We start from the raw sequence: 15,204 nt of genomic DNA on the forward strand, positions 1-15,204 counted from the left end.
GCCACCTTAAAACGGGCTTTCTATGTCGGCCATGCCCACATAAATAGACTTAGTTTGCGTGTAATGATCAAGCGTTTCTATGCCATTTTCACGGCCAATACCTGATTGCTTGTAACCACCAACAGGCATTTCAGCAGGTGAATTACCATAAGCATTAATCCAACAAATACCGGCTTCTAATTGGTGAATAACACGGTGCGCACGTTTAATATCGCTAGTAAATACGCCTGCGGCTAAGCCAAGGTGTGTACCATTTGCACGGGCGATAACATCGTCTTCGTCTTCAAAAACAAGCACGCTCATAACTGGGCCAAAAATTTCTTCTTTAACAATAGTCATGTCATCGTTGCAATCGGTAAATACCGTAGGTGCTACAAAGTAGCCATTAGGCGCTGATTCAGGAGAAAGAGTTGTACCGCCAGTAAGTAGTGTTGCACCTTCGGCCAAGCCACTTTCTATGTAGCTCATTACCAATTCTTGATGCTTTTTAGAAATTAATGCCCCAAAGTTAGTATTTAAATCTTGTGGGTCGCCGGCAATAATATTTTGCTCAGTACGTGTTTTAAGCTCATCAATAAATTGTTGATAGACATTTTTATGAACATAAATACGGGTACAGTTAGTACAAATTTCGCCTTGCGTATAAAAGTTACCTAGCATGGCAGCACTGACTGCTTGCTCAATATTGGCATCTTCAAACACTAATAAAGGTGATTTACCACCTAATTCCATTGTTACGTCTTTTAATGTACCGGCAGCGCTTGCCACAACTTTTTTACCTGTGCCTACTTCACCAGTGAACGACACTTTGTCTATTTCACTGTGAGAGGTTAACCACTGACCTACATCACCGGCACCTTGCACAACGTTAAATACGCCGGCAGGTACGCCTGCTTCAACAAAAATTTCAGCTAGTTTAATAGCACCTAAAGGGGTTTCTTCAGAAGGTTTAAAAATAAACGCATTACCTGCGGCTAGGGCAGGGCCCGATTTCCAACATGCAATTTGCAGCGGGTAATTCCATGCACCAATACCAGCACAGATGCCTAGTGGCTCTTTGCGGGTATAGTAAAAGTCTTCGCCAACCATTTGCTGCTGGCCAACTTGCGCTGGTGCTAGGCCTGCAAAGTATTCAATTACATCTGCGCCTGTTTCTATATCAACGCAGTTAGCTTCTTGCATTGGTTTACCTGTATCAAGCACTTCAACTAAGGCAAGCTCGTCATTACGCTCACGCAATAAAGCAACCGCTTTTAATAAAATACGGCTACGTTCTATTGGGCTCACTTTTGACCATTGAGCAAAGCCTTGTTTTGCACTTTCGATAGCCGCGTTTTGAATAAATTCGTCGGCAACTTCTACCGAGTAAATAACTTCATCTGTGGCTGGGTTTTTTACATCAAAAGTTTCACCACTTTGGTTTGCAAGGAAGTGGCCGTTAATAAAGTTTTGATAGACAGGTGTAGTCACGCTAGGCTCCATATTGCTTGATGAGTGAATGTACATAGCTTTTTGCTAATGTTTCACTGTGTTTAAATTGGTTTTCGTCAGATTGACTTAATACTGCTCTTAACCATAGGCCATCAATCATGGCGGCGCTAAGTTCTGCAGCTTGTTTTGCTTGCTTTACGGGCATTAGTTGCTTAAAAGAAAATGCTAAATTACTTTGCAAGCGATTACTGTTTACATTTTGCAGCCTGTGCAGCTCTTGATCATGCATTGACTGCGCCCAAAAACTTAACCACGTACGCGTGGTGTCATTGCGCTGTTGAACAAGTGCAAAGTTGGCCTCAACAATAAACATCAAACGCTCAATTGCGTTGGTGGTTGGCTCAACTTTTTCAATTAATTCATTTTTTAAATTCGATAACAAATACCTAACGGTTGCCTCTATTAACCCCTGCTTACCACCAAAGTAATGGCTAATAATGCCGGATGATAAACCCGCATTTTTACTGATGGTGTTAATTGTTGTTCCTTGCAAACCGCGCTGTGCAACTGACTCAATGGTCGCGTCAATTAGCTGCTGACGCCTGACAGGTTCCATTCCGACTTTAGGCATAATTTTTATTAATTGAACGTTCAATAAAGATAAGCTTAATGTAATAGCTCTAACAATTCAAGGCACAAGTAAACAACCAGATACCAAGATGTAGATGGATTATTAATAAAAACGGGTTAATTTGTAGTAGTGCCATGTGCAGGTCTTGATTAATAAAATTGCTTATATTCAATGAGTTATGTTTCTATTTTTAAATGGTAAAAATAGTAAGGATTTGTTTACGGGGTATGAGTAATAAAAAAGATAAATATTCGTTAGAATGGTAATAGTTAGAGTACGAAGGGTATTTTAAATAAGCAAACGTAACCATTTTACATGTTTAATTAGTGTACTAATTAAAAAAGTAGCAGTGTGTATTGGTTATAAGAGGAGGAGTTAAGGTTAAAAAAGGCGTGTAAATTAGGCGCTATTAATAACGCCTTTGAATAATAGTGGGTAGCGTCTAAGGCGATTACCTATGTAATCATCGGCTAAGATTTGTTGGCATATAAAATTAACATCGTTACTGGCCTCAAACACCCAGTCAAAGCGTTCAATAGCCAGCAAAAAACCGCGTTTAAGGTGAGTCTGTTCGCGGTATTCATTTAGGTTTCGACGGATTATCTCCAGCTTTTCTGGGTGCGCTTGCAGCTCAGTAATTACCTGGTTTATAAACGAGGTGGTTTGCTTGTTTGTGGTGCGTTTACGAATGCGTCTTGGCTGCATTATTCCTCATTAGCAATGTTGGATAGTTTTTTTAAAAAGTCGTCTTTATGTTTGTCATGCTCATAATCTAGGTGATAAGCATTATGAAACCCAAAGCGCAACAATACGCCGCTACCTTCTAAGTAAATAGTGTAGCCGTCAATGTCAGAGTAAGCCGTAACACCTTGATAATGTTGACCAATATCATTTTGTTTACCGCGCTGCTGAATACGTTCGTACACAGAGAGGATCTGCTTGTTATCGAGTTCGTTTTTCATCATTAACCCTTTATTGTTTAAAGCTATTACGTTTTATATATGAGGGTCGATCACCGTAAAAACAATGCCTAATAAGCGCTAAAATAATCTTGCTATTAACTGGTTTTACCTTATGCTCAAGCCTCATTCTTTGTTGAGCTTACACCATGATAGACAAGGCTTTACTCCTTAAAACTCGCGAACTGTCAGAGCAATTAATTGCTTTACAAACACCCATTAGAATACTCGATGCCATTAACTGGGATAAACAAATCAAAGAGACGTTTTTTAGTCAAAAGTGCCAAAAAAACCCGCTAATCGATAGCGCCTATTACCAGCAACGAGATTTAGGATTTGTCCCCAGCGAATTACGCCAAGCGTTTTCTAACTTGCACCGCAATATTATTAACCAGTTAGGTCAGCTAAATCCTATTTCTCAATACATGGGTAAAATGTGTAGCGAGTATAAAACGGTGCTCAGTATGCTTGAGTATAGAGGAACGCCTGAGTTTCATGATTTGTCGGTAGAGCTTTTTGGTCACCCAAAAGATTTATTTCATGCAGGTGAACCTTCACTGTTCGAACTTGCCAATATGTTAGAAAAACCACTGCAAAACTTATTAATAGCCGATATTTTGCCTGATGATCCTAAAAATATTAATGCAAGTGATGCCGTGCGTATTCTGTCTGAGCAAGTGAATAGCAGTATGGCGGGTATTAATGTAGAGGTTATGCTCAGCGATGGGATTGTCAGTGATGCTGCTGCAGGTGCAAATAACATTAAGCTAAATCAAGATGTTAAATTCTCCCAGCGTGAGCTCGATATTTTAGAAGTGCACGAAGGGTGGATACACGTAGGTACAACGCAAAACGGGCTAGCTCAGCCTTATTTAACCTGTTTAAGTAAAGGGACGCCAAGCTCAACAGTGACTCAAGAAGGCTTAGCTGTTTTAACAGAAATAATTACCCTTAAATCAACGCCTAGGCGTTTATCAAAGTTAGTAAATCGTATTCAAGCAGTTACTAAAGTGATTGATGGCGCAGAGTTTGTTGATATATACCGTGACTACTTAGCGCAAGGGCTTTCAAAAGATGAAAGCTATACGCTAGCACAACGTGTTTTTAGGGGAAGCACGGCAACAGGCTTACCTTTTACTAAGGATATTGCTTACATTAAAGGATTTGTGCTGGTATATAACTTAATTCGTGTTGCTATACAGCTTGGGCGCATTGATCAGCTGCCATTATTGTTGGTCGGAAAAATATCGATTGATGATTTTAGGCTTATATCGCAATTACATAGTTTAGGTGTAATAGAAAGCCCAAAATTTGTACCACCACATTTTAAAGATTTACGAGGTTTAGCAACATGGCTAAGCTTTGGCAGATTTATAGGTGACTTATCGTTTGAACAGTTAGAAAACGACTATAAACCATTATTTTTGTAATAAGTAGCGCAGGTTGCTTTTATTAGAGCCTGCTTTGCTGATCAAAAAGGTAAACAAGCCCCAGTTATTTAACGCAATAAAAAAACGCAGTTGGAATGAGCAACTGCGTTGAAATGTATAGGTACAAGCCAGCGTACCTATAGCGAGGAACTTATTTTCTTAACCTGTTAATACTTGGCTGTGCATTTGCTCGTTTAATACAACGACCTCAGCACGTTTAAAAAAGTTAAAGTCGGTTGCTGTAGCAAGTGTGTAGGCACCCATCATACGGCTAATAATTAAATCGCCATTGTTTAGTTTTGGCAGCATAATTGAATCACTTATTACATCTATACTGTCGCATGTTGGGCCCGCAAGTACCGACTCAAAACGCTCGCCATCTTGTTTTGCACTATCGATAGGGTAGGCTGCTTCATCAAACATTAAACCGCTAAAAGAGCCATAAACGCCATCATCTAAGTAGTACCATGTTTTACCTTCGCGCGTTGCTTGTCCCATTACAGAGGCAACACTGGTTACACTACTTGCTACAATAAAACGGCCAGGTTCAGCAATAATTTGCATTGTTTCTGGTAATTGTGCCAACGCGATATTAATAGGCGCACAAAATACATCAATTGGTAGCACATCTGCGCTGTACGGCACAGGAAACCCACCACCAATATCGAGCGTACTAAGTGCTGGTAAGCCTAACTCAGCCACCTGTTTAACCACTTTTGCAGATGCATTTATCGCTTCAACGTATTTAGTTGGGTTAGGTGATTGCGAGCCAACATGAAACGATAACCCTTTAATACGAATACCAAGTTGCTGGGCAAGGCTAATAATGTCGATTGCCGCCTCTGGGCTGCAGCCAAACTTTTTAGATAAATCAGCAAATGCATCTTTATTACGAAAGCTTAAACGCACTAAAATTTCGGCTTGATCTTTATAGGCAATAAATTTTTCAAGCTCGTTAATGTTATCCACCACAAACACTGTACAGCCGTAGGCAAGTGCGTCGCGAATGTCACTGTCGCGCTTTATTGGGTGCGTGTGAATTGTACGCTCGCTTGGTACCCCTTGGCTTGCTACTAAGTCAACTTCGCCACTGGTTGCTAAATCAAAGCTTGCGCCTTCATCTAACAAAGTGCGCACAACAGCAGCATGCGGTAAAGGCTTTAAAGCAAAATGTAACACAACACCAGGCAGTGCATGTTTAAGTGCACGGTATTGACGACGTATAGCGTCGCAGTCAAGCACCATTAGAGGTGCGCCATATTGTGAAGCAAGTTGTTCAATGTGGGCAATACTCGGTTGCGCGTAATCAATTGCTTGATTTGCAGCAACCGCTGCTGCAGGTACTTTAGTTACGGTGTCTTGTTGTTGTGTTGATAAAGCCATTTTATTTTCCGAGTCAATTAAGCAACTGCTCGGGTATGGTGTATCCACGAGTCAGTTGAGTGAGATCAATAGTGCAAACGCACAGTCAAATTCACTCTTGGATAGTTGCTCTATCGCCTTGCTACAAACGGGGTTTGTAATGTACTCGGATTGGCTATCATCAAGAAGCGGCGAGATAATAATGTAGGTTTTTATTTAGCGCAATAAAAATTTTAAATAAATTTAAAATAATTTATTTGCTATTAAAATCAGTGTCTTATGTTGATTTGTGGAGTTTGTCTTGACGATTGATTTTACTCATCAGAGGTTAAGTATACGTGCTCTTGAGAGTAAGCAAGCATCATAGCGCTAGATGTATCAGCACTATAGGCTTGTTGTAAACTTTTTTGTAAGCGGTCGTAAATTTCGGGGGTGTTCATTAAAATATTGATGGTTTTTATTACTCTTTCGCCAAGCTCTGACTTACTACATGCAAAGTAGCCATTAACAAATTCTGGAAATTCAGCTATTTCACGGCTATCTATTTGTGTTAGTTGCTCACTGGTGAGTGCACCAAGTACGTTAACCTCGTAATCGACAATCATGTCTATTCTATTATGGATGAGAAGTTGAGGCAGTTGAGAGCTGGTGTCTTCTGAGCTTATCGCTGCAATTTGCTCATTATACTTTGTTAAAACAGGCTCAAGTTTTTGATAACTCGTTCCTGAGTCTACGGCAAGGGTAAAGTCTTTTTCTAGTAGTTGAGCAACAGAGACTCGTTCAGGAAAGTTTTGTAAGGTGCGTTTAAATGCGTATATTTTTCGTTGCTCGTAAATAGTAGTTGGTATATTTGAGAACAAAATATGTTTTTCACGCTCGGGCGTTTTTATTATATCGTAGCTGCATACTGCTTCATTACCCATAAGCCGCTTGATTAAACGAGCTTGGTTGGTCCACTGCAATTTAGTATTAATTGTATGATTGAGCAGGCTTTCGAACGTTTTATCTGAGTTTAAAAAGTCATCAGTAGACGCATTCGCTCTAGAGAGTAATGTAAGTGGTTCATTTGCATGGCTCAATGATGATATAAGCAGTACATGCAAGATAATCAAAAATTTAGTAAATACAGGCATAAAACTTAGTGTAAATGTTCTAAATATTTTTGTCATAAAAAAAAGCCCAAACGGGCTTTTTTTAAGTTAAAACATTAAGGCATGTTTTATTTTTAACGCGCGTTAGTGCTTTCAAAAATTTTATCAGCAGAGGCTGCAACAAACCCCGTGTAAAGCTCGCCATCGGCTTTAGGGTATCTAATGGCAAACTCATAAAAGCAGCTAGGGATGCGCAGTTCGCCGTCGCTGAAGGTGACAGCGTAATCATCTGCAAGGGTTGATGATTGCTCTAATAACACCTCTGGTGAGCCTTTTACTTCGCCGCCTGATGTATTTAGGGCAAAGCCTGCGTCTTTAAGTGCTTGGTTAACATCCTGAATATTATCAAACTTAGCAAGCATATTAATATTTACAGTAAAGTGGTTTGCACGATAGCCCCATGCCGACATCCACGCTGCGTACTCACTTTCAGCGAGTAACTGCTTGTAAGTATCGCTACTTACTTGCCAATGGGTACCTGAGTATAAAAAGTTATCGGCAGTTACTGCGTTTTCATCTATTTGCTCTACCATATCTGTCACAATGGCTTGTAACTCTGGTGAACACTTTTCAACTAATAGCTCAGAAATAAATACTTTAGGTTGCTTAGGGTCGCTATGCTCGTAGTGTTTAGCATAGAGCTTTTTAGCTTCAAAGTGGTATTCGCCACACTCAGTATAACCAAGTGCTAAAAAGTGCGCGGCTAGTTTTTCAAGGCCTACTTTTTCAATATTAAAGGTACGCAGCGCAATATGGTCGTTAATAATGTCATCTTTTTGCGTTGAGCCTAATAAATCATGAATTTTATCTGCCGAGGGGGTAACGGCTAAATAGTTATCCCATAGGTTTTCAAATAATGTATTTACGTTTTTGTGCATGTTAAATCCTTAAATTGGGTTATTCACTTATTCAATTACTAAGCCTGGCGCTAAAGTTTGTGGCAGGTTTACCTTATCGGCCTCAACTGATGCTACAGGGTAGGCACAATAATCAGCGGCATAATACGCACTGGCTCTGTGGTTACCACTTGCGCCAATGCCACCAAACGGTGCTGCACTAGAGGCACCTGTAATAGGGCGGTTCCAATTGACAATGCCGGCACGAATGCGTTTTAAAAAGTGGCTGTAATCATCTTCGTTATCGCCAAGTAAGCCTGCTGATAAACCAAAACTGGTGTTATTAGCCTCTGCTATTGCGCTGTCAAAGTCGTTGAAGCGATACACTTTAATGAGCGGGCCAAAGTGTTCTTCATCGGCCATGTTGGTAATGTTAGTTACATCAATAATACCTGGGCTTACAAACCCAGTGCCTGCTTTTAGCTGCTTAAGCTCAACAAGTATTTCGCCACCACTTGCAACTAATTCATTTTGCGCTGCAACCATGCCTAAGGCGGCTTTTTCGCTGATCATGGCGCCCATAAATGGTTGATCGCTTGCAAAGCTGTCATCAACAACAATGTTTTTAGTTGCGCTAATAAGTTTTTCTAAAATAGCATCGCCATTGAGCGATTTCTCAATAAACACGCGGCGTGCACAGGTACAGCGCTGGCCAGAAGTAATAAAGCCCGATTGAATAATATCGTGCACTGCAGCGCTTACATCGGCTACGTCTTTAACTATTAAAGGGTTATTACCGCCCATTTCAAGCGCTAATATTTTACCTGGGTGGCCTGCAAACTGTTTATGTAATAAATGGCCGGTGTTTGAGCTGCCGGTAAAAAATAAGCCGTCTATGTTTTGATGCGAAGCAAGTGCTTTACCTGTTTCTACTTCACCTTGCACTAGGTTAATAACACCTGCTGGTAAGCCTGCTTTTAACCAAAGTGATAAAGTAAATTCAGCAACGTGAGGGGTTAGTTCAGACGGTTTAAATACCACGGTGTTACCCGCTAAAATAGCCGGTACAATATGGCCATTAGGTAAATGCCCAGGAAAGTTATACGGGCCAAATATAGCCACAACGCCGTGTGGTTTATGGCGTATAAAGGCTTTTGCACCCGGCATTGGGTTTTCAGTGGTGCCGGTACGCTCGTTGTACGCTTTAATCGAAATGGCCACTTTACCTGTCATAGCGCCTACTTCTGTGCGTGTTTCCCAAAGAGGCTTGCCGGTTTCGCGCGCTATAATGGCTGCAAATTCTTCGCTGTGCTCTTTTAATTGTGCTACAAAGTTTTCAAGTATGGTTATACGCGACTCAATTGGCGTATCTGCCCATTGTACTTGTGCGGCTCTAGCTGCATTGATTGCAGCATCTACTTGCTCAGCTGTTGCGCCATTACCTTGCCATACAACTTCGCCGTTACTTGGATTAACAGAGCTAAAAGCGGGGCCTTGGCCTGTATGCCATTGGTTATTTATAAGGTGTGTGTTCATATTTGTTTTACAGGCGGAAAAAACGCGCTGCATCTCCTTGGGATAAATTAAGGGTATCAGCCACTTCTTGGCTTATTACTAATGTGTGTTTAGCGTGGTTATAATGGGCGTGTTGGGTAAAGGTTGCTCTAAACCCACCTACACCTTGATTACAAACGGCTAAAGTATCTGAGCTGTGCTGGCTAATATGTTCCAGCTCGCCAATAGTAATAGGGCATACTTGAGATTCACGAATACTTCGAATATTACCAAGCTTGGCTTCTACCGTTGGGCCTGCATCAAACAAATCAACGTAGCCACGGTGCTCAAAACCTTCTTTTTCGAGCAGTTTAAGTGCGGGTTTAGTTTTTTCATGCACGTTGCCAATCACTGCTTGGGCTTTTTTACTGAGTAAGTTTACGTAAATAGGGTATTTAGGCATTAACTCACTAATAAACACTTTATCGCCAAGCCCCACTAAATGATCGGCCTTGGGAAACTCAATACTAAAAAAGTGCTCTTGCAGCCACTGCCAAAACGGTGAATGACCATCTTCGTCACTTACGCCGCGCATTTCAGCAATCACGGTATCGGCAAAGCGTTCGCTGTGCTGCGCCATAAATAAAAAGCGTGAGCGTGATAAAAAGCGCCCGGTTAAGCCTTTACGGCTGTTTTCGCGCAAAAACAAAGTACATATTTCAGAGCATCCGGTGTAATCGTTACACATGCTTAAAATATCAACGGTGTTATAAACATTAAGTGTAGGCGAGTGGTGTACTGTTTTACCTAAATGGTAATGATAAAGCGGCACCGATAAGCCAACAGCGGCTTCTATGGCGGTTGTGCCAATAACCTCACCTGTTTCACTGTCTTCTAAAACAAATAGGTAGCTTTCATCTAACGGCTGATTGATATTTTTAGCAAAGCTTTTTTCGGCGCGGTCTATTTTGTCTTTTAATAGCTGGTCGTCCACCGGAAGTGAGGTAAACCCATGGCCCGATTCAATCGCAATTTGCTTAAGTGCAGCAAAGTCTTCAGTGGTAATAGGACGTAATACTTGCATTTATTACTTGCTCCAACAGCGCGCCCTAAGGCGCGCTTAATTAAATTAGCCGTTTACTACGTCGCTTACTGCTTTTTCAAAGCGTGCTAGGCCTTCTTTAATATCTTCAAATGGAATAACTAAAGAAGGGGTAAAACGAATAACATTCATGCCTGCAACAAGGTTCATTAAACCATTGTTAGCACTGGCAACTAAAAAGTCACGTGCACGGCCTTCAAATTTATCGTTTAATACCGCACCAATAAGTAAACCTTTACCACGTACTTCGCTAAATACGTTGTATTTTTCGTTTATTGCATTTAAACCATCGCGAAATAGTTGTTCACGCTCTTTAACGCCGTTGAGTACATCCGGTGTGTTTACGGTGTCAAATGCAGCTTCTGCTACTGCACAAGCTAGTGGGTTACCACCGTACGTAGAGCCGTGCGTACCAACTTTTAAGTGCTCTGCGATATGAGTACGAGTGATCATAGCGCCAATAGGAAAACCACCGCCTAACGCTTTAGCTGTCGTTAAAATATCGGGCACTACACCTAAACCTTCGTAAGCGTATAAATCGCCAGTGCGGCCAACGCCTGTTTGTACTTCATCAAAAATTAGCAGTGCATTGTGTTTAGTACATAACTCGCGTACTTTTTTAGCAAATTCATCTGTTGGTGAAATAATGCCGCCTTCACCTTGTAGTGGCTCCATCATTACGGCACATGTTTTATCGCTAATAAGTGCTTCAAATGCTGCAATGTCGTTGTAATCACAATGCATAATGTCGCCAGGTTTAGGGCCAAAGCCATCAGAGTAAGCAGCTTGCCCACCCACCGTTACTGTAAAAAATGTGCGGCCGTGAAAACCTTTATTAAAGGCAATTATTTGTGATTTTTCTTCGCCGTGTTCGTCAAGTGCAAAACGACGAGCAAGCTTAAGAGCAGCTTCGTTGGCTTCTGCGCCTGAGTTTGCAAAATACACTTTATCAGCAAATGTCGCTTCAACCATTTTTTGCGCTAAACGCAGGGCTGGCTCATTAGTCATCACATTTGATAAGTGCCAAATTTTCTCGCCTTGCTCTTTTAAAGCAGATACAAGCGCTGGGTGACAGTGGCCTAAACAATTAACGGCAATACCGCCTGCAAAATCAATAAACTCATTGTTATTTTGATCCCACACACGTGAGCCTTCGCCGCGCACTGGAATAACTGCCGACGGATTGTAGTTTGGCACCATTACATCGTTAAATAAGTCTCTTGTTACTTGCATTATGTACACCTAAAAATTGTGAATATTGAATAAAGATTAGCAAAATAAAAACGTTAGCGTTTTCTCAGCTAGGTAATTTTTGTTATTAAGCACTATTATCGAAGGTTGTAGGTTAAATTTGCAGTGCTATTTTGTGAAAAATGATTACAATAAAAGTCAAAATAACGAAATTAATAAGCAATATGATAACTCCACAAGACGAAAAGCTACTTTCAATTTTAAAAACCAATGCAAGAGCCAGTATTTCTGACTTGGCACGCATGCTTAATTTATCGCGCTCTACCGTGCAAAGCCGTATGTTAAAACTTGAAGAAACAGGAGTTATAAAAGGCTATAGCGTAGACTACGGTGAAGACTATTTGACCAGTATGGTCTCGGCTCATGTATCTATAAAGGTGATGCAAAAACTCACCACTAAAACCAATTTAGAACTTAAACAGATTGATGCTATTTCCCAGCTTTATGCCATAAGTGGGGAGTTCGATTTAATTGCTGTAGTGCAAGCGCAAAACTTAGAAAAGCTAAGCCATTTACTTGATGATATAGGTAATTTAGATGGGGTAGAGCGCACAACATCGTCAGTGATTTTAGAAACAAAATTTAAGCGTTAAAGTATAGTGTTACTGAAGCGAAAGGTTACCTATTGATTTAACTTAATATTTAATTTTATCGAAGTTAGGTATTTTGGCAAAGCCTTACTATACTTATTGTAATTAACACAATTATTTAGCAATGGATTATGCCCACAACGTTATTTTTTGCACTTTTAACTTTAACTGAACCCTTAAAATTAGGTACCAATGTATCGCTTACAACACCAGATAATGCGGTTAACCAAGTGCAATGTATTTTACACAATATGGACATGCCATTTGAGTTGCAATCGTTACCTTGGCTGAGGGCTCGTCGCGAGGTAAAACAAGATAGGTTGGATGGGTATTTTACAACGCATTTAACCTCTGAGATGAGCCAGTATGGTAAGTTGTCGTCACCTATTTACCTAGAAAATTGGTACTGGTTTACTCATCCCGATAGCGTTAATAAAGACCCAAAAAAATTACGTTATGGCGTGGTCCATGGCAGTTATCAGGCTAATTGGTTTAAAACGCAAAATATTACCTCGCTGCTTGAAGTAAACTCGCTAGAAGAAATAGTAAACGTACTTCACCATCATAGAGTAGACAAAGTATTACTTGATTTAGATGACTTTAATAATGCTGCCGATCACTTAGGTATTGACGCATCTGCCTACCCGCGCTCATTTTATCGTTATGTGCCTTTAGGTGTTTTTGCTGCTAATAAGCTTATTAATTCGCACCCTTCTTTTTTAGAAAAATTCAACGAAACGATTCCTCAATGTGCCCCTGCACCGTTTTATTTATCACAGGGTGAACAAGTACAAATACTAAATACGTTGTTAGAGCAAATAAAGGCGTTAATTTCACAGCCAATAATTACCGATGCCGCGGCGCAAAGTAACCATATAAAGCTGAAAAACAAAGCGCTTAAACTCGCTGACGAGCTTTGGATAAAAGAAGTTAAAGCACATCAACATGATTTAGCTAAAAATATGCTATTTACTGATGCTTCATTATATTTAAAACAATGGCAAAGGCAGTTCAAAGGCATAATTACCGAAATTATAGTGACAGATAAGCAAGGTAAAAATGTGGCTATAAGCAAAATCACCAGCGATTATTGGCAAGGGGATGAGAATAAATTTAGCCTCGTATACCAGCAGTCTTTAGCGTATCGCTTTGACAGTGTTGAATATGATGCTTCAACACATCATTTTCAGGTGCAATTAAGTCTACCGATAAAAAATGCCAAGGGCGATCATATTGGCGTTATTATTTTGGGAGTTGATGTAGAAAAAGCGCTGCACTCATTTAATAACAACGCATTAAATTAATAGCGTGTGCAGCGTCTTATTAAAGCCCGCGTGTATAGCAAAATTTTGTGTAGCTATTTATTTACGGCAGTCTTTGGCGCTTGTCTGATAACGGTTTTTTGTGCTTCATTTAATTTAATAACGTAAGCATTTCCTCCTACCAGCCCTTTAAATTCTTCATCGGTAAAAATAAGTGTATTATCATCATAAAAGGTGATCGCTTCTTTTTGCGTGACAATACCTAAATCGATTCGAGACACATCACCAGAAAAAAACTTGTCGCCTTTAAAGTTTTCGAACAGCCAAATGCTTGTAGAATCAAGTAACACAAGTTTAGTCCTGTCAGGGCTAAGAGCAGCGGATGTGATCCAACAGAGTTTTTCTAGAGTTGTGCAAGTTTTAAATGAATCAATCAACTGTGCATCAAAATTGGCTGCATGATCGCCCACTTTATAAACATTGGTTATGCCATCGAAAGGTTCTGTTCTATTTTTGGTAAATAAATATAAATGGCGTTTGTATTCTACAAAGGCTTCTAAATCAAAGTTGCGTTTATTAGGCGTAATGGGAGTGCCATCCATTTCAGGATAGGTAAACTTAATAATTTCGGCTTCGGTGGTCTCTGTTTTTATATCTATTGGGTTTTCTATTTTATAGATAGTTAACCACTTTCTGTCGTTTTTATTATTGCCAAAATCACCTAAGAAAAAATGACCAAATTTATTTTGCGTCATGTCTTCCCAGTCTATATTTTTAGCATTTGTAACAAGGATTTCTTTTTCAATAGCGCCATCTTCGCCCAGGCGATAAAGTTTTGGGTCGTCACCGCCATCATTAATCGCCCACAAACGCTTTTTTTTATCAAACTCAATGCCTGAAATTTCTTTTAATTTAGGGTCTACTGATAATTGCTTTTTACTATAAAGGGTATATACAGAAAGGCTTACAAAGGAGGCAAGTGCAATAAATACAATTACCGTAGTAAATAAAATGCTTTTTTTCAACATGAAATTTTTGGTATTTCAGAGACGTAAGATGCTGTGTATTATTACTTAAGCACACTGATAACGAAAGAATTTTATAGGCTAGTGTGAACCTTTATACGATTTTTTGCTCAATATATTAATAATGAAAAATGATTAAGTTGGTTTAATACTTGCTGTACATTAGTTTGTCATTAATAAGCGAAAATTTTTATCGTAATCGCACCTTATATGTGCAGCTAAAAACTTTTTTGCACTGTAATAATGCGTAAATAAAAATTTGTTTAAATTACCCGCGTTTAATGATGTTTAAATGCACCCACATCGCCCTTTAAAGTGTTGTATCGGCCCTGTGGCAAAGATTAAGTACCCATTTTGGTTTAGTTGGAGCCTACTATGTTGAATAAACGTTTTTTCAAAACAAAAAATGAAGCTGAAGTTACCTTTGAGTTTACCCACCCTGATGCAGAGCAAGTAAGTTTACTTGGCGAATTTACCGATTGGCAGCCGGTGCCTATGAAGCTTAATAAAAAAGAAGGGGTATTTAAATGTAAGCAACGCTTGCCAGTTGATCAGCAGTTTCATTTTCGTTATTTAATTAATGGTGATATTTGGGATAACGACCACCAAGCAGATGACTACCTACCTAATACATTTGGCACAGAAAATAGCATAGTGAACACTCAACGCATAAATTAAGG

General features: G+C 39.8%; 15 protein-coding genes. 4 read left to right on the top strand and 11 right to left on the bottom strand.

All coding sequences use genetic code 11. From position 1 onward, the window contains the following. Positions 1–6 precede the first annotated feature (6 nt). From betB to PSH50_RS10185, 4 genes are all read right to left on the bottom strand, one after another. Positions 7–1,470 carry a betaine-aldehyde dehydrogenase gene (gene betB, locus PSH50_RS10170; protein WP_273609609.1) on the bottom strand — a complete coding sequence of 488 codons (1,464 nt, stop codon included), beginning with the start codon at positions 1,468–1,470 and terminating at the stop codon, positions 7–9. Between the two features lies 1 nt (position 1,471). Further along, a complete protein-coding gene (betI, locus tag PSH50_RS10175; RefSeq protein ID WP_264389981.1) occupies positions 1,472–2,047 on the bottom strand; it encodes a transcriptional regulator BetI in 576 nt (191 codons plus the stop codon). Positions 2,048–2,461: 414 nt separating this feature from the next. After that, positions 2,462–2,767 (bottom strand): hypothetical protein, encoded by a 306-nt coding sequence (locus tag PSH50_RS10180; protein ID WP_024031789.1) that lies wholly within the window; start codon positions 2,765–2,767, stop codon positions 2,462–2,464. After that, entirely contained in the window at positions 2,767–3,024 is a 258-nt protein-coding gene (locus PSH50_RS10185) for a DUF3081 domain-containing protein (protein ID WP_273609624.1), read from the bottom strand. The genes PSH50_RS10180 and PSH50_RS10185 overlap by 1 nt, the downstream gene beginning before the upstream one ends. Before the next feature lie 146 nt (positions 3,025–3,170). Here PSH50_RS10185 and PSH50_RS10190 point away from each other — a divergent pair, with 146 nt between their 5' ends. Further along, positions 3,171–4,451, top strand: coding sequence for a flavohemoglobin expression-modulating QEGLA motif protein (locus tag PSH50_RS10190; RefSeq protein WP_273586329.1), 1,281 nt, complete (start codon positions 3,171–3,173; stop codon positions 4,449–4,451). 159 nt (positions 4,452–4,610) lie between these two features. Here PSH50_RS10190 and PSH50_RS10195 read toward each other — a convergent pair whose 3' ends face one another. From PSH50_RS10195 to PSH50_RS10220, 6 genes are all read right to left on the bottom strand, one after another. After that, the gene (locus PSH50_RS10195) at positions 4,611–5,834 is read right to left on the bottom strand and encodes a type III PLP-dependent enzyme (RefSeq protein WP_273586330.1); all 1,224 of its coding nucleotides are present in this window, start codon (positions 5,832–5,834) and stop codon (positions 4,611–4,613) included. A gap of 293 nt (positions 5,835–6,127) precedes the next feature. Next, a complete protein-coding gene (locus PSH50_RS10200) occupies positions 6,128–6,982 on the bottom strand; it encodes a transporter substrate-binding domain-containing protein (protein WP_273586331.1) in 855 nt (284 codons plus the stop codon). A 56-nt stretch (positions 6,983–7,038) separates the two neighbouring features. Further along, on the bottom strand, positions 7,039–7,842 hold the full coding sequence (locus PSH50_RS10205) for a DUF1338 domain-containing protein (RefSeq protein WP_273586332.1): 804 nt from the start codon (positions 7,840–7,842) through the stop codon (positions 7,039–7,041). Positions 7,843–7,869: 27 nt separating this feature from the next. After that, complete coding sequence (gene astD, locus PSH50_RS10210; protein ID WP_273586333.1) at positions 7,870–9,336, bottom strand: succinylglutamate-semialdehyde dehydrogenase; 1,467 nt, start codon at positions 9,334–9,336, stop codon at positions 7,870–7,872. A 7-nt stretch (positions 9,337–9,343) separates the two neighbouring features. Then, complete coding sequence (astA, locus tag PSH50_RS10215) at positions 9,344–10,378, bottom strand: arginine N-succinyltransferase (RefSeq protein ID WP_273586334.1); 1,035 nt, start codon at positions 10,376–10,378, stop codon at positions 9,344–9,346. 45 nt (positions 10,379–10,423) lie between these two features. Next, the gene (locus tag PSH50_RS10220; RefSeq protein WP_029774471.1) at positions 10,424–11,629 is read right to left on the bottom strand and encodes an aspartate aminotransferase family protein; all 1,206 of its coding nucleotides are present in this window, start codon (positions 11,627–11,629) and stop codon (positions 10,424–10,426) included. 182 nt (positions 11,630–11,811) lie between these two features. On the opposite strand from PSH50_RS10220, the gene PSH50_RS10225 reads away from it, so the two are divergent. Beyond that, a complete protein-coding gene (locus PSH50_RS10225) occupies positions 11,812–12,240 on the top strand; it encodes an Lrp/AsnC family transcriptional regulator (RefSeq protein WP_004586440.1) in 429 nt (142 codons plus the stop codon). A gap of 128 nt (positions 12,241–12,368) precedes the next feature. Further along, positions 12,369–13,541, top strand: coding sequence for a cellulose-binding family II protein (locus tag PSH50_RS10230; RefSeq protein WP_273609610.1), 1,173 nt, complete (start codon positions 12,369–12,371; stop codon positions 13,539–13,541). Positions 13,542–13,594: 53 nt separating this feature from the next. Here the strand turns inward: PSH50_RS10230 and PSH50_RS10235 are convergent, their stop codons facing one another. Next, positions 13,595–14,527: a hypothetical protein gene (locus tag PSH50_RS10235; RefSeq protein WP_029774473.1), complete on the bottom strand. Its 933-nt coding sequence runs from the start codon at positions 14,525–14,527 to the stop codon at positions 13,595–13,597. A gap of 372 nt (positions 14,528–14,899) precedes the next feature. On the opposite strand from PSH50_RS10235, the gene PSH50_RS10240 reads away from it, so the two are divergent. Continuing rightward, positions 14,900–15,202, top strand: a complete 303-nt coding sequence (locus tag PSH50_RS10240; protein ID WP_004586437.1) for an isoamylase early set domain-containing protein — start codon at positions 14,900–14,902, stop codon at positions 15,200–15,202. Positions 15,203–15,204: the final 2 nt, after the last annotated feature.

Origin of the sequence: Pseudoalteromonas sp. Angola-7, assembly GCF_028599255.1 — a bacterium.
Classification (GTDB): domain Bacteria; phylum Pseudomonadota; class Gammaproteobacteria; order Enterobacterales; family Alteromonadaceae; genus Pseudoalteromonas; species Pseudoalteromonas atlantica.

Coding starts and splice junctions, on each gene's coding strand:
- betI (WP_264389981.1), bottom strand. CDS start 2,047: ATGGAACCTGTCAGGCGTCAGCAGCTAATTGACGCGACCATTGAGTCA.
- PSH50_RS10180 (WP_024031789.1), bottom strand. CDS start 2,767: ATGCAGCCAAGACGCATTCGTAAACGCACCACAAACAAGCAAACCACC.
- PSH50_RS10185 (WP_273609624.1), bottom strand. CDS start 3,024: ATGAAAAACGAACTCGATAACAAGCAGATCCTCTCTGTGTACGAACGT.
- PSH50_RS10190 (WP_273586329.1), top strand. CDS start 3,171: ATGATAGACAAGGCTTTACTCCTTAAAACTCGCGAACTGTCAGAGCAA.
- PSH50_RS10195 (WP_273586330.1), bottom strand. CDS start 5,834: ATGGCTTTATCAACACAACAACAAGACACCGTAACTAAAGTACCTGCA.
- PSH50_RS10200 (WP_273586331.1), bottom strand. CDS start 6,982: ATGACAAAAATATTTAGAACATTTACACTAAGTTTTATGCCTGTATTT.
- PSH50_RS10205 (WP_273586332.1), bottom strand. CDS start 7,842: ATGCACAAAAACGTAAATACATTATTTGAAAACCTATGGGATAACTAT.
- astD (WP_273586333.1), bottom strand. CDS start 9,336: ATGAACACACACCTTATAAATAACCAATGGCATACAGGCCAAGGCCCC.
- astA (WP_273586334.1), bottom strand. CDS start 10,378: ATGCAAGTATTACGTCCTATTACCACTGAAGACTTTGCTGCACTTAAG.
- PSH50_RS10220 (WP_029774471.1), bottom strand. CDS start 11,629: ATGCAAGTAACAAGAGACTTATTTAACGATGTAATGGTGCCAAACTAC.
- PSH50_RS10225 (WP_004586440.1), top strand. CDS start 11,812: ATGATAACTCCACAAGACGAAAAGCTACTTTCAATTTTAAAAACCAAT.
- PSH50_RS10230 (WP_273609610.1), top strand. CDS start 12,369: ATGCCCACAACGTTATTTTTTGCACTTTTAACTTTAACTGAACCCTTA.
- PSH50_RS10235 (WP_029774473.1), bottom strand. CDS start 14,527: ATGTTGAAAAAAAGCATTTTATTTACTACGGTAATTGTATTTATTGCA.
- PSH50_RS10240 (WP_004586437.1), top strand. CDS start 14,900: ATGTTGAATAAACGTTTTTTCAAAACAAAAAATGAAGCTGAAGTTACC.